This window comes from Planococcus sp. FY231025, assembly GCF_052078085.1.
Taxonomy (GTDB): Bacteria; Bacillota; Bacilli; order Bacillales_A; family Planococcaceae; genus Planococcus.
In genome coordinates, this window is the sequence record NZ_JBQJJG010000004.1 from 68,153 (window position 1) to 84,023 (window position 15,871).

The 15,871-nt window shown below is 50.8% G+C and carries 15 protein-coding genes; 9 read left to right on the forward strand and 6 right to left on the reverse strand.

Annotation, left to right across the window (positions count from 1 at the left end; genetic code table 11):
- Positions 1-229: 229 nt before the first annotated feature.
- On the forward strand, positions 230-2,269 hold the full coding sequence (locus ACTL32_RS03615; RefSeq protein ID WP_441340174.1) for a GAF domain-containing protein: 2,040 nt from the start codon (positions 230-232) through the stop codon (positions 2,267-2,269).
- Positions 2,270-2,362: 93 nt separating this feature from the next.
- On the forward strand, positions 2,363-3,667 hold the full coding sequence (locus tag ACTL32_RS03620) for a DUF2254 domain-containing protein (RefSeq protein ID WP_441340175.1): 1,305 nt from the start codon (positions 2,363-2,365) through the stop codon (positions 3,665-3,667).
- 69 nt (positions 3,668-3,736) lie between these two features.
- Here the strand turns inward: ACTL32_RS03620 and ACTL32_RS03625 are convergent, their stop codons facing one another.
- Positions 3,737-4,663 carry an AEC family transporter gene (locus ACTL32_RS03625; RefSeq protein ID WP_441340176.1) on the reverse strand — a complete coding sequence of 309 codons (927 nt, stop codon included), beginning with the start codon at positions 4,661-4,663 and terminating at the stop codon, positions 3,737-3,739.
- Between the two features lie 761 nt (positions 4,664-5,424).
- On the reverse strand, positions 5,425-6,297 hold the full coding sequence (locus ACTL32_RS03630) for a LysR family transcriptional regulator (protein ID WP_441340177.1): 873 nt from the start codon (positions 6,295-6,297) through the stop codon (positions 5,425-5,427).
- A 227-nt stretch (positions 6,298-6,524) separates the two neighbouring features.
- Between ACTL32_RS03630 and ACTL32_RS03635 the strand changes: the two genes are divergently transcribed.
- The 5 genes from ACTL32_RS03635 to ACTL32_RS03655 all read left to right on the forward strand — a co-directional run bounded on the left by ACTL32_RS03635 (position 6,525) and on the right by ACTL32_RS03655 (position 10,357).
- Positions 6,525-7,274, forward strand: a complete 750-nt coding sequence (locus ACTL32_RS03635) for a TerC family protein (RefSeq protein WP_441340178.1) — start codon at positions 6,525-6,527, stop codon at positions 7,272-7,274.
- Positions 7,275-7,386: 112 nt separating this feature from the next.
- Entirely contained in the window at positions 7,387-8,136 is a 750-nt protein-coding gene (locus ACTL32_RS03640; protein WP_441340179.1) for a TerC family protein, read from the forward strand.
- A 130-nt stretch (positions 8,137-8,266) separates the two neighbouring features.
- Complete coding sequence (locus tag ACTL32_RS03645) at positions 8,267-9,469, forward strand: cation:proton antiporter (protein ID WP_441340674.1); 1,203 nt, start codon at positions 8,267-8,269, stop codon at positions 9,467-9,469.
- Between the two features lie 60 nt (positions 9,470-9,529).
- A complete protein-coding gene (locus ACTL32_RS03650) occupies positions 9,530-9,754 on the forward strand; it encodes a hypothetical protein (protein ID WP_441340180.1) in 225 nt (74 codons plus the stop codon).
- The gene (locus ACTL32_RS03655; RefSeq protein WP_441340181.1) at positions 9,755-10,357 is read left to right on the forward strand and encodes a hypothetical protein; all 603 of its coding nucleotides are present in this window, start codon (positions 9,755-9,757) and stop codon (positions 10,355-10,357) included. It abuts the gene before it with no gap.
- A 79-nt stretch (positions 10,358-10,436) separates the two neighbouring features.
- Here ACTL32_RS03655 and ACTL32_RS03660 read toward each other — a convergent pair whose 3' ends face one another.
- Positions 10,437-11,258: a GNAT family N-acetyltransferase gene (locus ACTL32_RS03660; protein ID WP_441340182.1), complete on the reverse strand. Its 822-nt coding sequence runs from the start codon at positions 11,256-11,258 to the stop codon at positions 10,437-10,439.
- 563 nt (positions 11,259-11,821) lie between these two features.
- Entirely contained in the window at positions 11,822-12,301 is a 480-nt protein-coding gene (locus ACTL32_RS03665) for a DUF948 domain-containing protein (RefSeq protein ID WP_441340183.1), read from the reverse strand.
- 284 nt (positions 12,302-12,585) lie between these two features.
- Between ACTL32_RS03665 and ACTL32_RS03670 the strand changes: the two genes are divergently transcribed.
- Positions 12,586-14,517 carry a fructose-1,6-bisphosphatase gene (locus ACTL32_RS03670; protein WP_441340675.1) on the forward strand — a complete coding sequence of 644 codons (1,932 nt, stop codon included), beginning with the start codon at positions 12,586-12,588 and terminating at the stop codon, positions 14,515-14,517.
- Positions 14,518-14,582: 65 nt separating this feature from the next.
- Here the strand turns inward: ACTL32_RS03670 and ACTL32_RS03675 are convergent, their stop codons facing one another.
- Together ACTL32_RS03675 and ACTL32_RS03680 are read right to left on the reverse strand one after the other, a co-directional pair.
- Positions 14,583-14,807, reverse strand: a complete 225-nt coding sequence (locus tag ACTL32_RS03675; protein WP_441340184.1) for a hypothetical protein — start codon at positions 14,805-14,807, stop codon at positions 14,583-14,585.
- 192 nt (positions 14,808-14,999) lie between these two features.
- Positions 15,000-15,233: a hypothetical protein gene (locus ACTL32_RS03680; protein ID WP_441340185.1), complete on the reverse strand. Its 234-nt coding sequence runs from the start codon at positions 15,231-15,233 to the stop codon at positions 15,000-15,002.
- Positions 15,234-15,496: 263 nt separating this feature from the next.
- Between ACTL32_RS03680 and ACTL32_RS03685 the strand changes: the two genes are divergently transcribed.
- Positions 15,497-15,850, forward strand: coding sequence for an ArsR/SmtB family transcription factor (locus ACTL32_RS03685; RefSeq protein ID WP_441340186.1), 354 nt, complete (start codon positions 15,497-15,499; stop codon positions 15,848-15,850).
- Positions 15,851-15,871 lie beyond the last annotated feature (21 nt).

The window sequence follows — 15,871 nt, forward strand, 5'->3', positions numbered from 1 at the left end:
CAATACACAAGACACTTTACCTTCGGGTAAGGTGTTTTTTTTGTTTCCACGGACAGTCCTATCCATTGCAGCAGCAGGATTTTCATCTCCTGAACAACTTCACTTTCCGAAACATTGCCCCTTGCGCTATTAGATTTCCCCTCCGGCATGTAAAATAAAAGGAGACAGGAATTTATTAGAAAAAGCATGCAGGCTTTTCTGCTCGGCCTGGTGATAGGAGACTGCGCGGATGATACAGGAACAAACAAGATATTCTAGGCTAGCCAATATAACAAAAGTCATCAATACGAAACTGGAGCTTCGCGAAGTGCTCCAGCACGTCACGCTGGCCATCTCGGAAGAAATTATGCAATGCAGTTCGGTCGGCATTTTCCTGCCTTACAAAGACGGGAAATACAAAGCGTTTGCCGGAAAGCCGGAAATCCAGAGCGGCCAATCGCTGGACTCACAGATCATCGACCCGGAAGTCGATCTTTTGGCACGCGAAGTGATTGAGACGAGAAAGACCATCTACATTCCGGACACGTCAAAAGACAGCCGGCCTGATACCGGACCGATCAAGTCATTTGAGATCAAGTCGTTGTTGGCCCTGCCCATTTCGTTTGAACAGGAGCTGTTCGGGCTCGTTTTCCTGTTTGACTACGGGACGCCGATGAATTTGACAGAATTGGAAATTCAGAGCGTCGAAGCCTACGTCAACATGGCGGCGGTGGCGATCCAAAATGCGAAAAACCTGAAGCAGAAGGAAAACCTCATCGCCCAGAAGCAAATGCTGCTCAATGTGACGCGGGACTTGTCGATGTGCTCGTCAATCGAGGAAAGTTTGGAAAAATGCTTCTACTATCTGGAAAAGATTTTGGAGACGAAAAATCTGGCGGCCCACTTGCTCGACCCGGTCGGAAAAAAAGAGATCCGGCTGACGAAGTTCGGCAAAGAATGCGAATGGGCGGAAGAGGAATGGGGTGTGCCGGAAGGGTGCCTGGAAACTTATGAAGAGCTGATCCAGCAGGTCATCCGCGAAAGGGAGATCCTGTTCATCCCGGATACAGAACGGACGGACCTGCTCATGATTCCGTTGGTTTCCCGCGGGCAGGTGCTGGGCGTCATTACCGCCGCCGGCTTGATCGGGGGAGGGCCGAGCTACGAGGACTTCCAGATTCAGCTGGCGCAATCGATTGTCGATGCGACAGCACCGACTTTTTCGAATTTGATGTACATGGATGAACTGGAAAGCATGGTGGATGAACGGACGAGCGAACTCGCCGCTGCCAACGAACGGGTGACCAGTGTCATCGAAAGCATCACCGACGGATTTTTTGCCTTGAACAAAGAATGGCAGTTCATCTACGTCAACAAGCATCAGTATTTGCCGGACGGAAAAAAAGCGAAAGAAGTATTGGGCAAAAGTTTCTGGGACGTCTTCCCGGATACAGCCGGCACCATCATGCAGACGGAGTTCGAACGCGCCATGGTGGACCGGATTCCGGTGCACTTCGAGATGTCTTCGATTTCCGAGGAGCATTGGCACGAAGTGGTCGCATACCCGTATGATGAAGGCATCTGCTGCCTGTTCAAGAACATCTCGGAGAAAAAGAAATACGAAAAAGAATTGAAGAGGCTGGCGAGCCTGGACTTGATCGGGCAAATGGCGGCCGGCATCAGCCACGAGATTCGGAATCCGATGACCACTGTCCGTGGATTTCTCCAGATCCTGCATCAAAAGGATGGGCTGGAAGAGCATAGCGAGCATTTCAAGCTGATGATCGATGAGCTGGACCGGGCAAATTCCATCATCACTGAATTTCTGTCCGTGGGGAATACCCGGACATCTCCGCTGCAGATGCTCGATTTGAACTCAATCATCCATGATATCGCCCCGCTCATCAAAATCGATACGTTCAGCCAGGACAAGCTGATTGAATTCGAAACGGCGGATATACCGGAGCTGCTGCTGAACCGCAACGAGATCCGGCAATTGCTGATCAATCTGTACCGCAACGGCTTGGAATCGATGGAAGCAGGGAAGGTCCTGACCATCGGCACTTATACCGAAGGGGACCATTGTGTGGTGCTGGCCGTGAAGGACGAAGGGGAGGGCATCAAGCCCGAGGTGCTGGAAAAGCTCGGTACGCCATTCTTTACGACGAAAGACAATGGCACCGGCCTGGGCCTTGGCATCTGTTATGCCATCGCCGCCCGACACAATGCCAAGATCGAAATTGACACCAGCCCGAAAGGTACGACATTTTTCATCAAGTTCTATACATGAAGCACGGCGCCGGATGAATAAAATCCTGAAAAAGCTGAAGGGGATTTTATTTTCAAGCGGTGCCGCATCGTTTCAGCGAAAGGGGGAACCGGTTTGTCTTCACTGTCCTATTGGTTCAAAGAGAAATTCTGGGTCACACCTGCAATTTACAGCATTCTCGCTGTGCTGCTGTCGGTCGGTTTTTTCTACGTCGACTTGCTGCTGGTTGAACGCTATAAGGACTTTATCCCGTCGATTCTCCTCACCAAAGTGGATTTGGCGAAAACGATCATGGGCACCTTGTCGGGCGCCTTGCTGACCATGAGCACGTTTACCTTTTCGACAATCCTCGTCGTATTGACGATGTATTCTTCCCAGTTCTCTCCGCGCGCATTGAAGAACTTTGTCCACGATCCGGTGACGTGGCGCGTGCTCGGTGTTTTTCTGGGCGGGTTCATCTACAATACCTTGTCGCTGCTGTTCATGCGGGAGCATCTTTATACGCATGACGTGATTTCTACATTTGTCGGCATTTTGATCGCGTTTTTCTGCCTGGCGACATTCGCATTCTTTATCCATAAAATCGCGACGACGGTCCAGGTCGGGAAGCTCGTTGACGAACTGGTCAAAGACACAGAAGAAGTCATTGCCCGCAGCAAGAAGCTGGAGGAAAAAGAAGCGGACGCTCCTGCACCGGGCTCATGGGCTCCCACCGGCATCAAACAGGAGGTCAAAGGGGAACGGGACGGGTACCTGCAGTTTGTCTCGCTCGAAAAGGTCAAGCAGTATGCCAAAAAGCACGAGCTCGAAATCGAGATCCTGGTTTCCGTCGGCGATTATATTTATGAAGGCATGCCGATCATAAATGTTTATTCGAAGGAGCAAACAGATTTTTCGTTGAAAGAGTTCTACGCTATCGGAAGCGAACGGCTGTCGGGGCAGGACATTCCTTACGCACTGCAAAAACTGGTCGAAATCGCGCTCCGCGCCATCTCGCCGGGCATCAATGACCCGAACACCGCAAACGACATCCTCCTGCGTACCGGCAGCCTGCTCGGGAAGATCGGATCCATCCGGACCGGGACGCTGATCCTCGCGGACAAAGAAGGAACGCAGCTGGTCAAATACCAGTTCCCATCCTATCAATCGATTTTGTACAGCGTGTTCTTCCAGCTGTCGCATTACGGAAAAGAGGATATCTCCGTACTGTATTCCATGACGGACTCCTTGAAGGTGGCGGCTAAAATCGCTCCACAACACCAGCACGAAACCATCTGGAACATGCAGATGTATGTCCTTGAAGTACTGGAAGGGCAGAAGTTGAAATCGTTCGACCACCAAGCGCTCCAGAACAAAATTGACGAACTTGCAGCGGCGACGAATCAGCGCTCCATCGTGCTCGATTCTTTCGAAGCATAAGTTCCACGTGGAACATAAAAAAGCTCCAGCTCTGCAGGCAATGCCGCAGGGCTGGAGTTTTTTTGTCCCTTAGGGGAAAAGCAATTTCGCTGAATAAACGACCACAGTGACCGTCACGATGCTGAAAACGGTCGACATCAACACCGCCTGTGCAGCATAATCGGGATGGTTTCCGTATTCCAGCGCAAAAAGCGAGCTGTTGCGGGAGGTCGGAAACGAACTTGCGATAAAGAGAGCCTGGGCCGTCGTGCCTTCGAGGCTCAGTGCTGTAATCACTAGGATGGCGATGGCCGGAGACAGCACCAGCCGGCCGAGGATGCTGAGCGTCAGCGGCAAGGAAAACCGGATCAGTTTGAGGGAAGCGCTTTGTGCGCCGAGCGTGACCAATGCAACGGCTAAAAAGGCATCGGCCGTATTATCGATAGGCGTCCAGATGGATTGGGGGATATCGACCGACAGCAAGTGGAGAAGCAAACCGGCCACGAACGCATAAATCACCGGATTCCGCAGGAACACTTTCATCGCCTGCAGCCCGCGGTTGTTGACGGAGACGGAATTGTACAAGCCGTATGTGTATGTCAGCAGGTTCTGGAAAATCATGACGATGATCTGAATCGACAGCCCAAGGGGGTTCTGATGGAACACCAGCTGGCTCACCGGCAAGCCGAAATTTCCGGAATTGATGAGGACGACACTGTTCTTGAACGTCGCAGACATGCCGGGTTCGAACTTGGCCGCCCGGGAAATGGCGGTGCTCACAAGCATGAGTGCTGCGCTTTGGACCACCAGGAAACTCAGAACATGGAGGAGCGTATCTGCGCTCATGGAGCTTTCATACACATTGACGAAGCTCAAAGCGGGCATCAGGAGATAGGTGTTCAGCTTGGCGAGCGTCGTCAGGTCCAGCGTATATTTAAGGTGAAGAACCGCTCCTGCCCCGATCAGCAGGAATACCGGCAAAATGACGTTGAGGATAATGAGGGACAGTACATCCATAAGGGCCAACTCCAATTCGATAAAGGGCAGCAGGGTGGTTCCTGCTATACCTCCATCTTAGAACAAGCCGCTTCCGGGGTGAAATAGCAATTTCGCATGTCCGGCCATGCCGAAAGCGAATGGCATCAAAAAGAACGCAGGCTCCAACAGAAGCTTACGTTCTTCAACTTGTTAAGAAAAACATAAATTTCTTTTCTTTTAATTGTTAAACCGATATTCCGCAAAACAGCTGCAAAGCTATTGGCCGAAGGTAATTCGGTCGATAGCTTTGCGACGAAGCGCATAGCGCTGCAACGGTTTTTCATGTCCCGAAGCTAGCGCAGCGATGCAGGGACAGGAGCATATGTTTTAGCCGCGGGCGAGCGCCAAGCCTCCTCAGTCGCGTTGAAGACCTTGTGCTCCTGCATCGCTTCGCAAGCTTCGTCGCAAAGACTTAGCCTCGCAAGCTTCGGCTAATGTCTTGCTTGCGGGGGCTCGGCTGTCTCGTCGCTACGCTGCTCCGTGGGCGTCTCTGCTGTTTTGCTTCATATCTTGGATAGCACTGCTAAATAAGCCAGGTATCAACTTTTAAAGAACTGTACCAGCGCCGGCGCGTCTAAGGGCTAGGCGAAGCAATGAGACGAGTGGTTTTATCGGCTCATGGCGAAAGCCATGCCCAAAGCGCCGAAGCGGTGTAAATAGTTTGTTTCGTTCATTCCCTCATCTATGGAAAGTTTCTCGACAGCCTGAAAAATGCAAACTTATCACTAGCCTGGGTTCTTTTATAATTGATTCTTGAAATCCAGTTCGCCGACGAAACGGACAAATTCTTTGACGGCGCGCGATTCCAGGGAATCTTCCCGGTAGAAAAGCCAAGTCCGCCGTACGAGGGGCTCGCCGTTTCCGTCTAGCAGCGGGATGAGGTGGAGGCCGGGGGCATTTTCAGCGAGGACACCCGGCAGGATGCCGTACCCTAATCCGTTTTGCACCATCTCTTTGCACGTGTCGGCTTTATCGACTTCCATTCCGATCAGTGGCGCCTGCGAGAAGGTGCCTGTCCACCAATTGTCGATCATCGTCTTCAGCAAAGCATCTGTCTCGTACTCGATCCGCGGGAGGCGGGGAAGTTCCTCCAGTTCGATCGCATTCTTGGAAGCGATGCACAAATTCTCTTCAAACAATAAAAGCTTCGGCCCGGCCCATTGGTAGTCGCCGCGGACGATTCCGACTTGGACTTCCTGGTTATAGGTGAGATTGAAGACGTCGCGGCTCCAGCCGGTTGTCACTTTGAAATTCACTTTCGGAAACCGGTCCTGGAACAGCTTCAACAGGAGCGGCAGCTTATGCCGGGTGATGAAATTCGAAACCCCGAGCCGGAGTGTGCCGGCAGCTTCCTGATCCATGTTCTGTACATGGGCCTTGATGTGGTGGAGGCGGTCGAGCATCTCATCTGCACAGCGTGCTAAATATTCGCCTTCGGGAGTGAACCGGATGCCTTTGGTTCCGCGCTGCAGAAGAGGGCGGTCGTATTCCTTCTCGATCTGCTGGATCCTTTTCGTCAAGGAAGGCTGGGACAGGTACAAGCTTTCGGCCGCCTTGGTAATATTCTTTTTCTCATAAAGCGTTTTTAAAATGAGCCAGTCGCGTTCGTTCATTGCGTTTCCTCCAGTACCTGAGTAGCGGTGCGGGCAAATGCCTATAGAAAAACCTTACCACAGAAAGGAACGGGAAGCGGCAGCCTATTCCGGAAAAAATATTGGTGCCCCGCCGTTTAGATTAGGTATTTCCGCAGATTCTTAGTATATTAAGAGGGAAATCAACAGAACCGGATCTTGCCGGGAAAGTAAAGAGGATTCCGTGCAATCGGCTGGGAGGAAGAACGATGGAAGCAATCTTGCTGGAGTATGCCTGGGTGCTGCTGGTCCTTGTGGGGCTTGAAGGGGTTTTGGCTGCCGACAATGCGGTGGTGATGGCCGTCATGGTCAAGCATTTGCCGAAAGACCAAAAGAAAAAAGCCTTGTTCTACGGGTTGGCGGCTGCTTTCGTCTTCCGGTTTGCCGCGCTTTTCATGATTACGCTATTGGTCAACATCTGGCAGATCCAGGCGCTCGGGGCCGCATATCTGCTGTTCATCGCAATGAAACACATCCTGGATGGCAATAATGCAGCCGAGGATATCCGCCGGGGCGGATCGGAGAAGGGTTCAGGCTTTTGGGTCACGGTGCTGAAAATCGAATTAGCGGACATCGCCTTTGCCGTCGATTCGATGCTCGCCGCCGTCGCGCTGGCGGTCACACTGCCGCCTGTCGGCGATTTCCAAATCGGCGGCATCAACGGCGGACCGTTTTTGGTCATGCTTGCCGGCGGGCTGATCGGGGTGGTGCTGATGCGGTTTGCGGCGCATAAATTCGTCCAGCTGCTGGAGAAATACCCCCATCTGGAGACGACCGCCTTTATCGTCGTCGGCTGGGTAGGCGTCAAGCTCCTCGTCATGACGCTCTCGCATAAAAAAATCCATGTGCTGCCGCATGAATTTCCGCATTCCTTGGAATGGTCGATCGCTTTTTGGGGAGTGCTGGTCGCCATCATCGTCACAGGAGCTGCCATCGGATTGAAGAAAAACCGTTCTTAACGCGGCAAGGAAGAGAGGGCTTCTTTCTGCGTTACTTTAGGAACACCGAGTTGAAAAGACACGGCTTCAACCAATAAAAGATGCCATGCGCAATCGGCTGGGAGGGAGTGCGATGGAAGCAGTCTTGCTGGAATATGCCTGGGTGCTGCTGGTCCTTGTGGGATTGGAAGGGATTCTTGCTGCAGATAACGCAGTGGTGCTGGCGGTCATGGTTGACCACTTGCCAAAACAGCAAAAGAAAAAAGCCTTATTTTACGGCTTGGCTGCCGCTTTCGCTTTCCGTTTCGCCGCGCTTTTTGTCATTACACTGCTGGTGGATCTCTGGCAGATCCAGGCGTTCGGTGCCGTGTTTGTCCTGTTTGTCGCTTTCAGAAACCTCTTTAACAAAAAACGAAGAGCAGGAGGCCGCACTAAAGCAAAGCCGGCGAAGGCGTCGGGTTTCTGGGTCACCGTGCTGAAAATTGAACTGGCTGACATCGCCTTTGCTGTTGATTCGATGCTCGCCGCCTTTGCGCTCGCTACGACCTTGCCGCCTATCGGCGATTTCGACATCGGCGGCATGAATGGCACACAATTTTTTGTGATGCTCGTCGGCGGCCTGGTGGGAGTGGTGCTGCTGCGTTTTGCGGCGCATAGATTTGTGGGGCTCCTGGAGAAATACCCGTATTTGGAAACCACTGCTTTTGTGGTTGTCGGATGGGTGGGAGTGAAATATCTTGTCATGACACTGGCACATGAAGAAATTCGCGTACTTCCCCATGCATTTCCCCACTCGTTTGCATGGACGTTGGTTTTCTGGGGAGGAATGATCATCATTATCCTCATTGGTGTTTCTAGCAGGTGGAAAAAGAAGCTTGATTGAAAGCATAATTTATCCGCTTATAGCTGTTGGCAAAAACCATATAGGCACATTTGTTCAGAGGGACGTTTACAAACGCAAAAGAAAGGAATAGGGGGAGTATAGAACAGATTGAAAAGAGGCGTTTGTATTGATGACCCACCAAATACTTATTCTTTTGCTTATCGGCTATATCATCTATACCGTCGACCTGAAGAAAAAGTTCTTTCCGGTTCCTGTCATCTTGGTCGTGATCGGGCTGGCGCTATCGTTTGTCCCTTATTTTTCTGAGCTCCACATTTCCAAGGATATGGTTTTCGAAGTGTTCCTGCCTGCGCTCCTTTTCACAGCCGCTTATCAGTTTCCGCTGAAGCAGCTGAAAGAAAACTGGGGCATCATAGCTGTCCTCAGTACGCTCGGCCTGATTGTGACAGCCGTGCTATTGGGGGCTTCCATCTACTGGATCAGCGGTTTTTTTGTTTCCCTTTCTTTTACGGGGGCGCTGCTGCTGGCCGCAATCCTGATTCCCACAGACCCGGTATCGGTAACCTCCATCCTGAAAGAAAGTACCGGTGCAGAACAAATTGCAGACGTCGTAGAAGGGGAGTCGATGGTGAACGACGGGACCAGCATCGTGCTGTTCACCGTTTTCCTGTCGATGTTCCAGACCGGGAACGGCTTCTCCATCGGGAAGTTTTTGGGCGAATTTCTGCTGGTGTCCGTCGGCGGAGTCGCAATCGGCCTCTTGCTTGGCTGGATTTTGAGCAAAGTCGTCCACATTACGCACCATAAGGAATATCAGGTGATGCTGAGCATCGCCGTTGCTTACGGCGGTTTCTATATTGCCGAAGCTCTGGGCGTATCCGGCGTGTTGGCGACGGTTGTGACCGGCATCATGCTGTCTTATGAAATCGAAAAAACAAAGGAAGACCACAACATCCGGGAATACCTCGACGGCTTCTGGGACATCATCACCCCGACGCTCCTGTCGGTTTTATTCCTCTTGATCGGCATCCAGGCGGCAAGCTACCTGGCGTTTCCGGAGTGGGGCTTCGCAGCGGCCATTTTCCTCTTGTCCCTTGTGGCCCGCTTCGTCATGCTCGGCGGCTTCATCTATGCCGTTCCTGCCTGGCGCAATGAATTCCAGAACGACTTCTCGACCATCTCATTGATCACCTGGTCCGGAATCAAAGGCTCGATGTCAGTAGCGCTTCTTCTCTGGCTGGAGGAGGCGGCGTCCAGCCAAGACCAATTGCTGGTATCGCTGTCATTTGCAGTGATTGTGATTTCGCTGATCGTACAGAGCACCGGCATCTATCCATTGACCAAGCTATTGGCCAAAAAGGACGGCAATTAGAACCGGTCTTCCTTGGAATGGAACATGTGCCGCTCAAAGAGCCGAAGGGAGGGAATCCCGATGACCGCAAGGAAAACCATGGCTTCTGCCACATTCTTGATCGCCTTTATGGCCGCAATCGCCTCTGGGGGCGGCCTGTTCCTTGACGGGCTTTACCGGGACAATGCACTCGTTGTCGCGGCCTGGCGCGGAAATGACATCGTGACCTTGTTCATCGTGGTGCCGCTGCTCCTGGCTTCGCTGGCCTTTTCGCTCCGCGGCTCAAAGAGGGGGCGGCTGTTCTGAATGGGTTCGCTGTGGTATATGGCTTATAATTACATGTTCTACCTTTTCGGCGCGGCCTTCAACGAGTTTTTCCTGCTCTATGCCGCGCTGCTCGTGCTGTCCATCTATGGACTGATTTTTGCATTGGTCCAAACCGATGCACCGGAATTCAGCCGAAGCTTCGGCGAAAAGCTTCCGTATAAACCGGTCAGCGCATTCATGCTGTTTTTTGCTATTCTGCTTGGGGGCATATGGGTCGGCCTGTCACTGCTTTTCGTGTTCACCGACCAGGTGCATGAAAGCATCGCGCAAACCGGCCATCCGACCGCCGTGGTGTTTGGGGTCGATCTGTCGCTGCTGATTCCTTCTTTAGTCATCAGCGGCGTCTTGTTATGGCGCAAGAAAGCATGGGGGCCGATATTAAGTGCCGTGGTATTAATCAAAGCTGCCGCCTACGGATTGGCCTTGATCAATATGACGGTCATCAGCTATCGGGATACGGGAGCGGTGGATCCGTTCCTGTCGTTGTGGATCGTTCTGACGATAGGGTGCGCCGTTTCGCTGGCTTTCTTGCTGCGGAATATTGGATCCGGCTCGAAAAAAGCGGACGGCGGCACGGCCTGAAGGGTGGAAGAGAATAAAAAAAGGAGCCTGCAACTTGCCGCAGGGCTCCCCGTACTTCGATTTCGAAGCGAAAGCTTCTTTACGCTTCAAAGCTATGATAATCCTGGGCATGCATGACTTTAAAACCGACTTCCTCATACAGGCGTAGCGCATGGGCATTCTTGGTTTCCACTTCCAGATGGACGGAATGGCCTTTTTCGCTTTCGGTTTTAACAACGTGCTTCAGGACTTTGCGTCCGATCCCTTTCCCTTGGTGTTCGGGAAGAATCGAAAACCCATAGATCCATGTTTGGCCCGCATCACGCGCCAAGCGGATCTTTCCGATTGTTTCCCCATCCACATCGATCATCAGCATATCCGTATCTTCATCTTTATCAATCCGGCTTTCCGATGCCTGGGCATCTTCAGCCGGCAGTTTGAACGCCTCCACATCAAGCCGTACGCGCATCTCCAAGTCGGCAGTCGTCGCTTTGCGCAGCGTGAAGCCGGTTGAAGCATCGAGCGGCTGAGGCTGCCACTGCATCTGGTGTTCCGAGAATTTATATGGTGCGCCTTGCTCCTTCAGGAACGCTTTCGCGGCAACAGAACTTGCCGGAGCGTTCAAGAGGATCGTCTTATATCCGGTTTGCTTAACTGCTGCCATGGCATCAGCAAACAGCCGGGTGAAATGGCCTTTCCGGCGTTTGCTCAGCTTCACCATTCCTGTGGCTTCGACAGTAGAGCCGAATGGATATAGGCCTAAAAACGCAATCAGTTCATCTTTTTCATAGTGGAAAAAATCGAACCGGTTCGAAGCCCGGGAGCGAAGCATATCCCAGTTCAGCTTCAGTTCCAATCCATCTTGGGCTTCCACTTCTTTTTGCAATTTCTCAATATCACCAAGCTGGCTGGTTGTTAGCATACGTATCTCCTTCGTTTTTTGAATATTCACCTTTTAAAAGTTTCCCATATTCCATTTTATGAAGCAAGCAGTTGTTTTGCTGCGTATCGGGATACGGTGAAGCAGGATGATGTAATTAACCGATATTCCGCAAAACAGCTGCGCTTGCCTGCGGGCGAGCGCCAAGCCTCCTCAGCCGCATTGCGGCTTGCGGGGTCTCGGCTGTCTCGCTTTCCCGCGGGCGTCTCCGCAGTTTTGCTCCATATCTAAGATAGTACTGCTAAATAGGTGAAGTTATCAGCTTTCAAAGAACTGAACCAGCGCCGGCGCGCCTACGGGCTAGGCGAAGCAATGAGACGAGTGGTTTTCTCGGCTCATTGTGAGAGCCAAGGTGGTGCCGGGCACTTTCGGCAGCGCCTTTGCGACGAGCTTGCGCAGGAGCAATCGTCTTTGCTCTGCCCAAAGCGCCGAAGCGGCATATAAATATTTTCTTCATTAATTCACCGTATCCCGATAAGTTGAACTAATTGAAAAAATCCATTCAAAAAGACAGCTTGTGCGGCTGCCTTTTTGGATATTACCATTTAATAGCGATGTCTTTCCTCGGGTACTGATGTTGAATAGTATGCGGCTTCGCGTTTTTCGGGATTCTTCCGGTTTTTCACCAGATCGAACAAGCCGAAAGCCGTGTTGGTCCATTGGTTGACCTGGGCGGTTTTGCTTCTGTCGCGATCGACTCGTGAAGCAATTCCGCTCGTGATGGCATGGACCGATGCGTTCAAGTCGACGACCGAATTCTTGGTGCCTTTTGCGGCATCAAGAAAAACGGTGACTTTCTCTGATTTCTGCTGCATGTCTTCCTTCAATTCATTTGTATGGTGCTGCAGGCTGGTCGTTTCCAGTTTGAGCTTGTCCATCCGGTCTTTTAGATTGTCTGCAGAGCCCTTGATCTTTTTCATCGGCTCTTTCATGCCCTTGATGAACAGGAAAACCCCGATGCCGGCTACAATCAGCGCCAATACAACGATAGCGAGTGCTATGTAAAGCCACATTGTTGAATCCATATTGTTTCCTCCTTCGTTTTGTTGACGTGTTGGTATGCTATACCCGTTATAGGGATTTGATTAACATCATCTGTCCCGGTAAAGTGCAAGGTTTCCGCCTTTACATAAGAAAGACGGACTTTCCATATACCTGGATGCTCTCTGGTTGTTATACTTAAGCGGAAGGCAACTATGATTTTGGCAGCATCCCCGAAGCGGGGCACAAAGAATATTCATTGGTTCATCCATATAAGCAATACATACAGGCGTACGGAGAATAAGTTTTTGGAGGAGGATTCCGGATGTTGAATTTAAAGTACTTGGATTTATTGGCACAGAAATACGATAGCGAAGAAAAAGTGGCGACAGAAATCATCAATCTGGAGGCGATACTGGATCTGCCCAAGGGGACGGAGCATTTTGTCAGCGATCTGCACGGCGAGTACCAGGCGTTTCAGCATGTGCTTCGCAACGGTTCCGGGAATGTGAAAGTGAAAATCAGGGACCTTTTCAAAGATGAAATGCAGGAAAAAGAACTCAATGAATTTGCGACATTGGTTTATTATCCCGAAGAGAAGTTGCAATTGATCAAAAGCCATTTCAGCAGCAAAAAGGAATTGAAGGAATGGTATATCGAAATCATCGAACGGATGCTGAAACTGGTGTCCTATGCGTCCTCAAAATATACCCGCTCCAAACTGCGCAAGGCTTTGCCGAAGCAATTCGTCTATATTATCGAAGAGCTGCTGTACAAGACGGATGAGTTCACCAATAAGAAGGATTATTACGGGAAGATGGTCGAGCAGGTCATTTCACTTGGCCAAGCCGATAAACTGATCATTGGCCTGGCTTACACCACACAGCGGCTGGTGGTGGACCATCTGCATGTGGTCGGCGATATTTATGACCGGGGGCCGGATCCGCATAAGATTGTGGATACACTGATCGATTACCATTCGGTCGATATCCAGTGGGGGAACCATGATGTCCTTTGGCTGGGTGCCTTTGCCGGATCTAAGGTTTGCCTTGCGAACATCATCCGGATCTGTGCGCGCTATAATAATCTCGACATCATCGAAGATGTCTATGGCATCAATCTGCGGCCGCTTTTGAATTTGGCGGAGAAATATTATGACGACAACGCGGCATTCCGTCCGAAACGGATTTCAGGCGAGGTCTTGACTGAGCAGGAGCAGCTGCAGATCACCAAGATCCACCAGGCCATCTCCATCATCCAGTTCAAGCTGGAAAGCCCGATCATCAAACGGCGCCCATGCTTCGATATGTCGGACCGCCTGCTTTTGGAGAAGGCCAATTATGCCAACAATGAAGTCACGCTCAACGGCCAGACGTACGCACTGGAAAATACGTGTTTTGCGACGGTCAATCCGGAGAAGCCGGAAGAATTGCTGGAAGAGGAGCAGCAAGTGATGGATAAATTGCTGTTCTCGATCCAGCATTCCGAAAAACTGGCGCGGCATATGAACTTCCTCATGAAAAAAGGGAGCCTTTATTTGAAATATAACGGGAACCTCCTGATCCACGGCTGCATTCCGTTGGATGAGGAAGGCAATATGGAAAGCATGGAGATCGAAGGGAAGACTTATGCCGGACGTGAGCTGTTGGACGTTTTTGAGCATTATCTTCGGTACGCATTCGCCCATCCGGAAGAGACGGATGATTTCGCGACCGATATGGTTTGGTATTTGTGGACAGGGGAAAAATCGTCCCTTTTCGGCAAACGGGAGATGACCACGTTCGAGCGGTATTTCATCAAGGAGAAAGAGACGCATAAGGAGCGGAAGAACCCTTACTATTACTTGCGGGAAGACGAAGAAGTGTGCCGCAAAATGCTCGCGGAATTCGATTTGAACCCGGACTACGGCCGCATCATCAACGGGCATACGCCGGTGAAGGAGATCGACGGGGAAAACCCGATCAAAGCGAACGGCAAGATGCTGGTCATCGACGGCGGGTTTTCGAAAGCCTACCAGTCGACGACCGGGATTGCCGGCTACACGCTCCTGTACAATTCCTATGGCATGCAGCTAGTCGCCCATCAGCTTTTCAATTCAAAAGAGGATGTGCTCAGCAAAGAAACCGACGTCTTGTCTGTCAAACGCCTGGTGGACGAGGAACTGGAGCGGAAAAAGGTGCGGGAGACGAATATCGGCGAGGCGCTGCTGCAGGAAATTGCAAGTTTGAGAAGCTTGAGGGAACACCGGTATATGGATTGAGGATCGCTTGGCGGGACAGCAGGGTTTATTCCAAAATAAAAAGCCCCTGAATAGGAGCCTGTATATTAGTGAGCCTGCAGTTGCTGGGAAATGGTGTGGGCTGCTTCTGATACAGAGGTGAAGCACTCGATCTTTCCGGTAGTGAGAAAAGTCAGTTCCAAGGTGCTGGTTCCGGGAACGCAACTCACGCTGATCCAATCTGTTCCCTCACGGGTGAAGACCTGGGTGATTTTTACGAAATTGAATCTGCTTACGGTTTCCAATAAGGTTTCTATGCTTTGTAATTTCATCGTAGATTCCTCCTTTCCTTGGCTGGAAATTGACTAAGTAAAGTCGGGAAGAATCCACTGACGTGAAACTTAACCATAACACACAGCAGGCCGAATAAAAACTGTAAGCGGCTCCGCTTGAAAAGGCGGAATCCAAAAAGACTGAAATTAAAAACAGAGGGGGAAAAGCGTCGCTTTTCCCCCTCTGTTGCTTTATACAGTGACAGTAGAATCGATTTCCTGCAGGATCGTTTCTGCAGCTTCGGAAACCGAATCGTAAAGTTCTATTTTTTGATCATGCAAGTATGTAAGTTCCAAAGTGCATGTGGACGGGATGCAGCGAACGCTGATCCAATCGGCCTGGCCGCGGGTGAAGGTCTGGGTGATTCTCACCGTGTTGTATTCACAAACCGTTGATAACAGAAGTTCAATGCTTTCTAATTTCATGCGAATTCCTCTTTTCCGTGACTGGAAATTGACTAAGAAAAGTCTCGAAGAATCCATTGATAATAATAGCCCCAAACATACCATACAACCCCATAAGTAACAAACAAAGCGAGTTAAAAAGCAACAAGGCGCCTTGCTGTCTAAGAGATGCAAACGCCGCTTGAACATATAAGCATATGCTGATATGCTGTTATTGAATAGAAAAATAAAAATACTATAGTAAGTGGCGAGCCAATGTGGCAAATGAAACGGGGTGAACGAAAGTGGAAGTGAAAACAAAGGAGATCGAAATCGAAAAAGCCAGCATTGTCCTGAAATTACTGGGGGACAAAACCCGGCTTGCGATGATGAAGCTGCTGGAGAAAAATGAGTGCTGCGTCTGCGAGTTTGTGGAGATTTTCGGCATCAGCCAGTCGGCGATCAGCCAGCATTTGCGGAAACTTCGGGATGTGGGATTGGTGAAGGAAAACCGGAAAGGCCAGTGGATTTTCTATTCCTTGAACAAAAACAGCGATATGTATGAAATGGTGCTGCATATCCTGGAGCTCATCCCGAACCAGGACGAGCGGATCCGCGAGCTGGAGAAGCGGGGCCTGCGGATCAGCTGCGGCTCGTAAGGGTTTCATTACAGCGCATTT

Coding starts and splice junctions, on each gene's coding strand:
- ACTL32_RS03615 (WP_441340174.1), top strand. CDS start 230: ATGATACAGGAACAAACAAGATATTCTAGGCTAGCCAATATAACAAAA.
- ACTL32_RS03625 (WP_441340176.1), bottom strand. CDS start 4,663: ATGGATGTACTGTCCCTCATTATCCTCAACGTCATTTTGCCGGTATTC.
- ACTL32_RS03630 (WP_441340177.1), bottom strand. CDS start 6,297: ATGAACGAACGCGACTGGCTCATTTTAAAAACGCTTTATGAGAAAAAG.
- ACTL32_RS03635 (WP_441340178.1), top strand. CDS start 6,525: ATGGAAGCAATCTTGCTGGAGTATGCCTGGGTGCTGCTGGTCCTTGTG.
- ACTL32_RS03640 (WP_441340179.1), top strand. CDS start 7,387: ATGGAAGCAGTCTTGCTGGAATATGCCTGGGTGCTGCTGGTCCTTGTG.
- ACTL32_RS03645 (WP_441340674.1), top strand. CDS start 8,267: ATGACCCACCAAATACTTATTCTTTTGCTTATCGGCTATATCATCTAT.
- ACTL32_RS03650 (WP_441340180.1), top strand. CDS start 9,530: ATGACCGCAAGGAAAACCATGGCTTCTGCCACATTCTTGATCGCCTTT.
- ACTL32_RS03655 (WP_441340181.1), top strand. CDS start 9,755: ATGGGTTCGCTGTGGTATATGGCTTATAATTACATGTTCTACCTTTTC.
- ACTL32_RS03660 (WP_441340182.1), bottom strand. CDS start 11,258: ATGCTAACAACCAGCCAGCTTGGTGATATTGAGAAATTGCAAAAAGAA.
- ACTL32_RS03665 (WP_441340183.1), bottom strand. CDS start 12,301: ATGGATTCAACAATGTGGCTTTACATAGCACTCGCTATCGTTGTATTG.
- ACTL32_RS03675 (WP_441340184.1), bottom strand. CDS start 14,807: ATGAAATTACAAAGCATAGAAACCTTATTGGAAACCGTAAGCAGATTC.
- ACTL32_RS03680 (WP_441340185.1), bottom strand. CDS start 15,233: ATGAAATTAGAAAGCATTGAACTTCTGTTATCAACGGTTTGTGAATAC.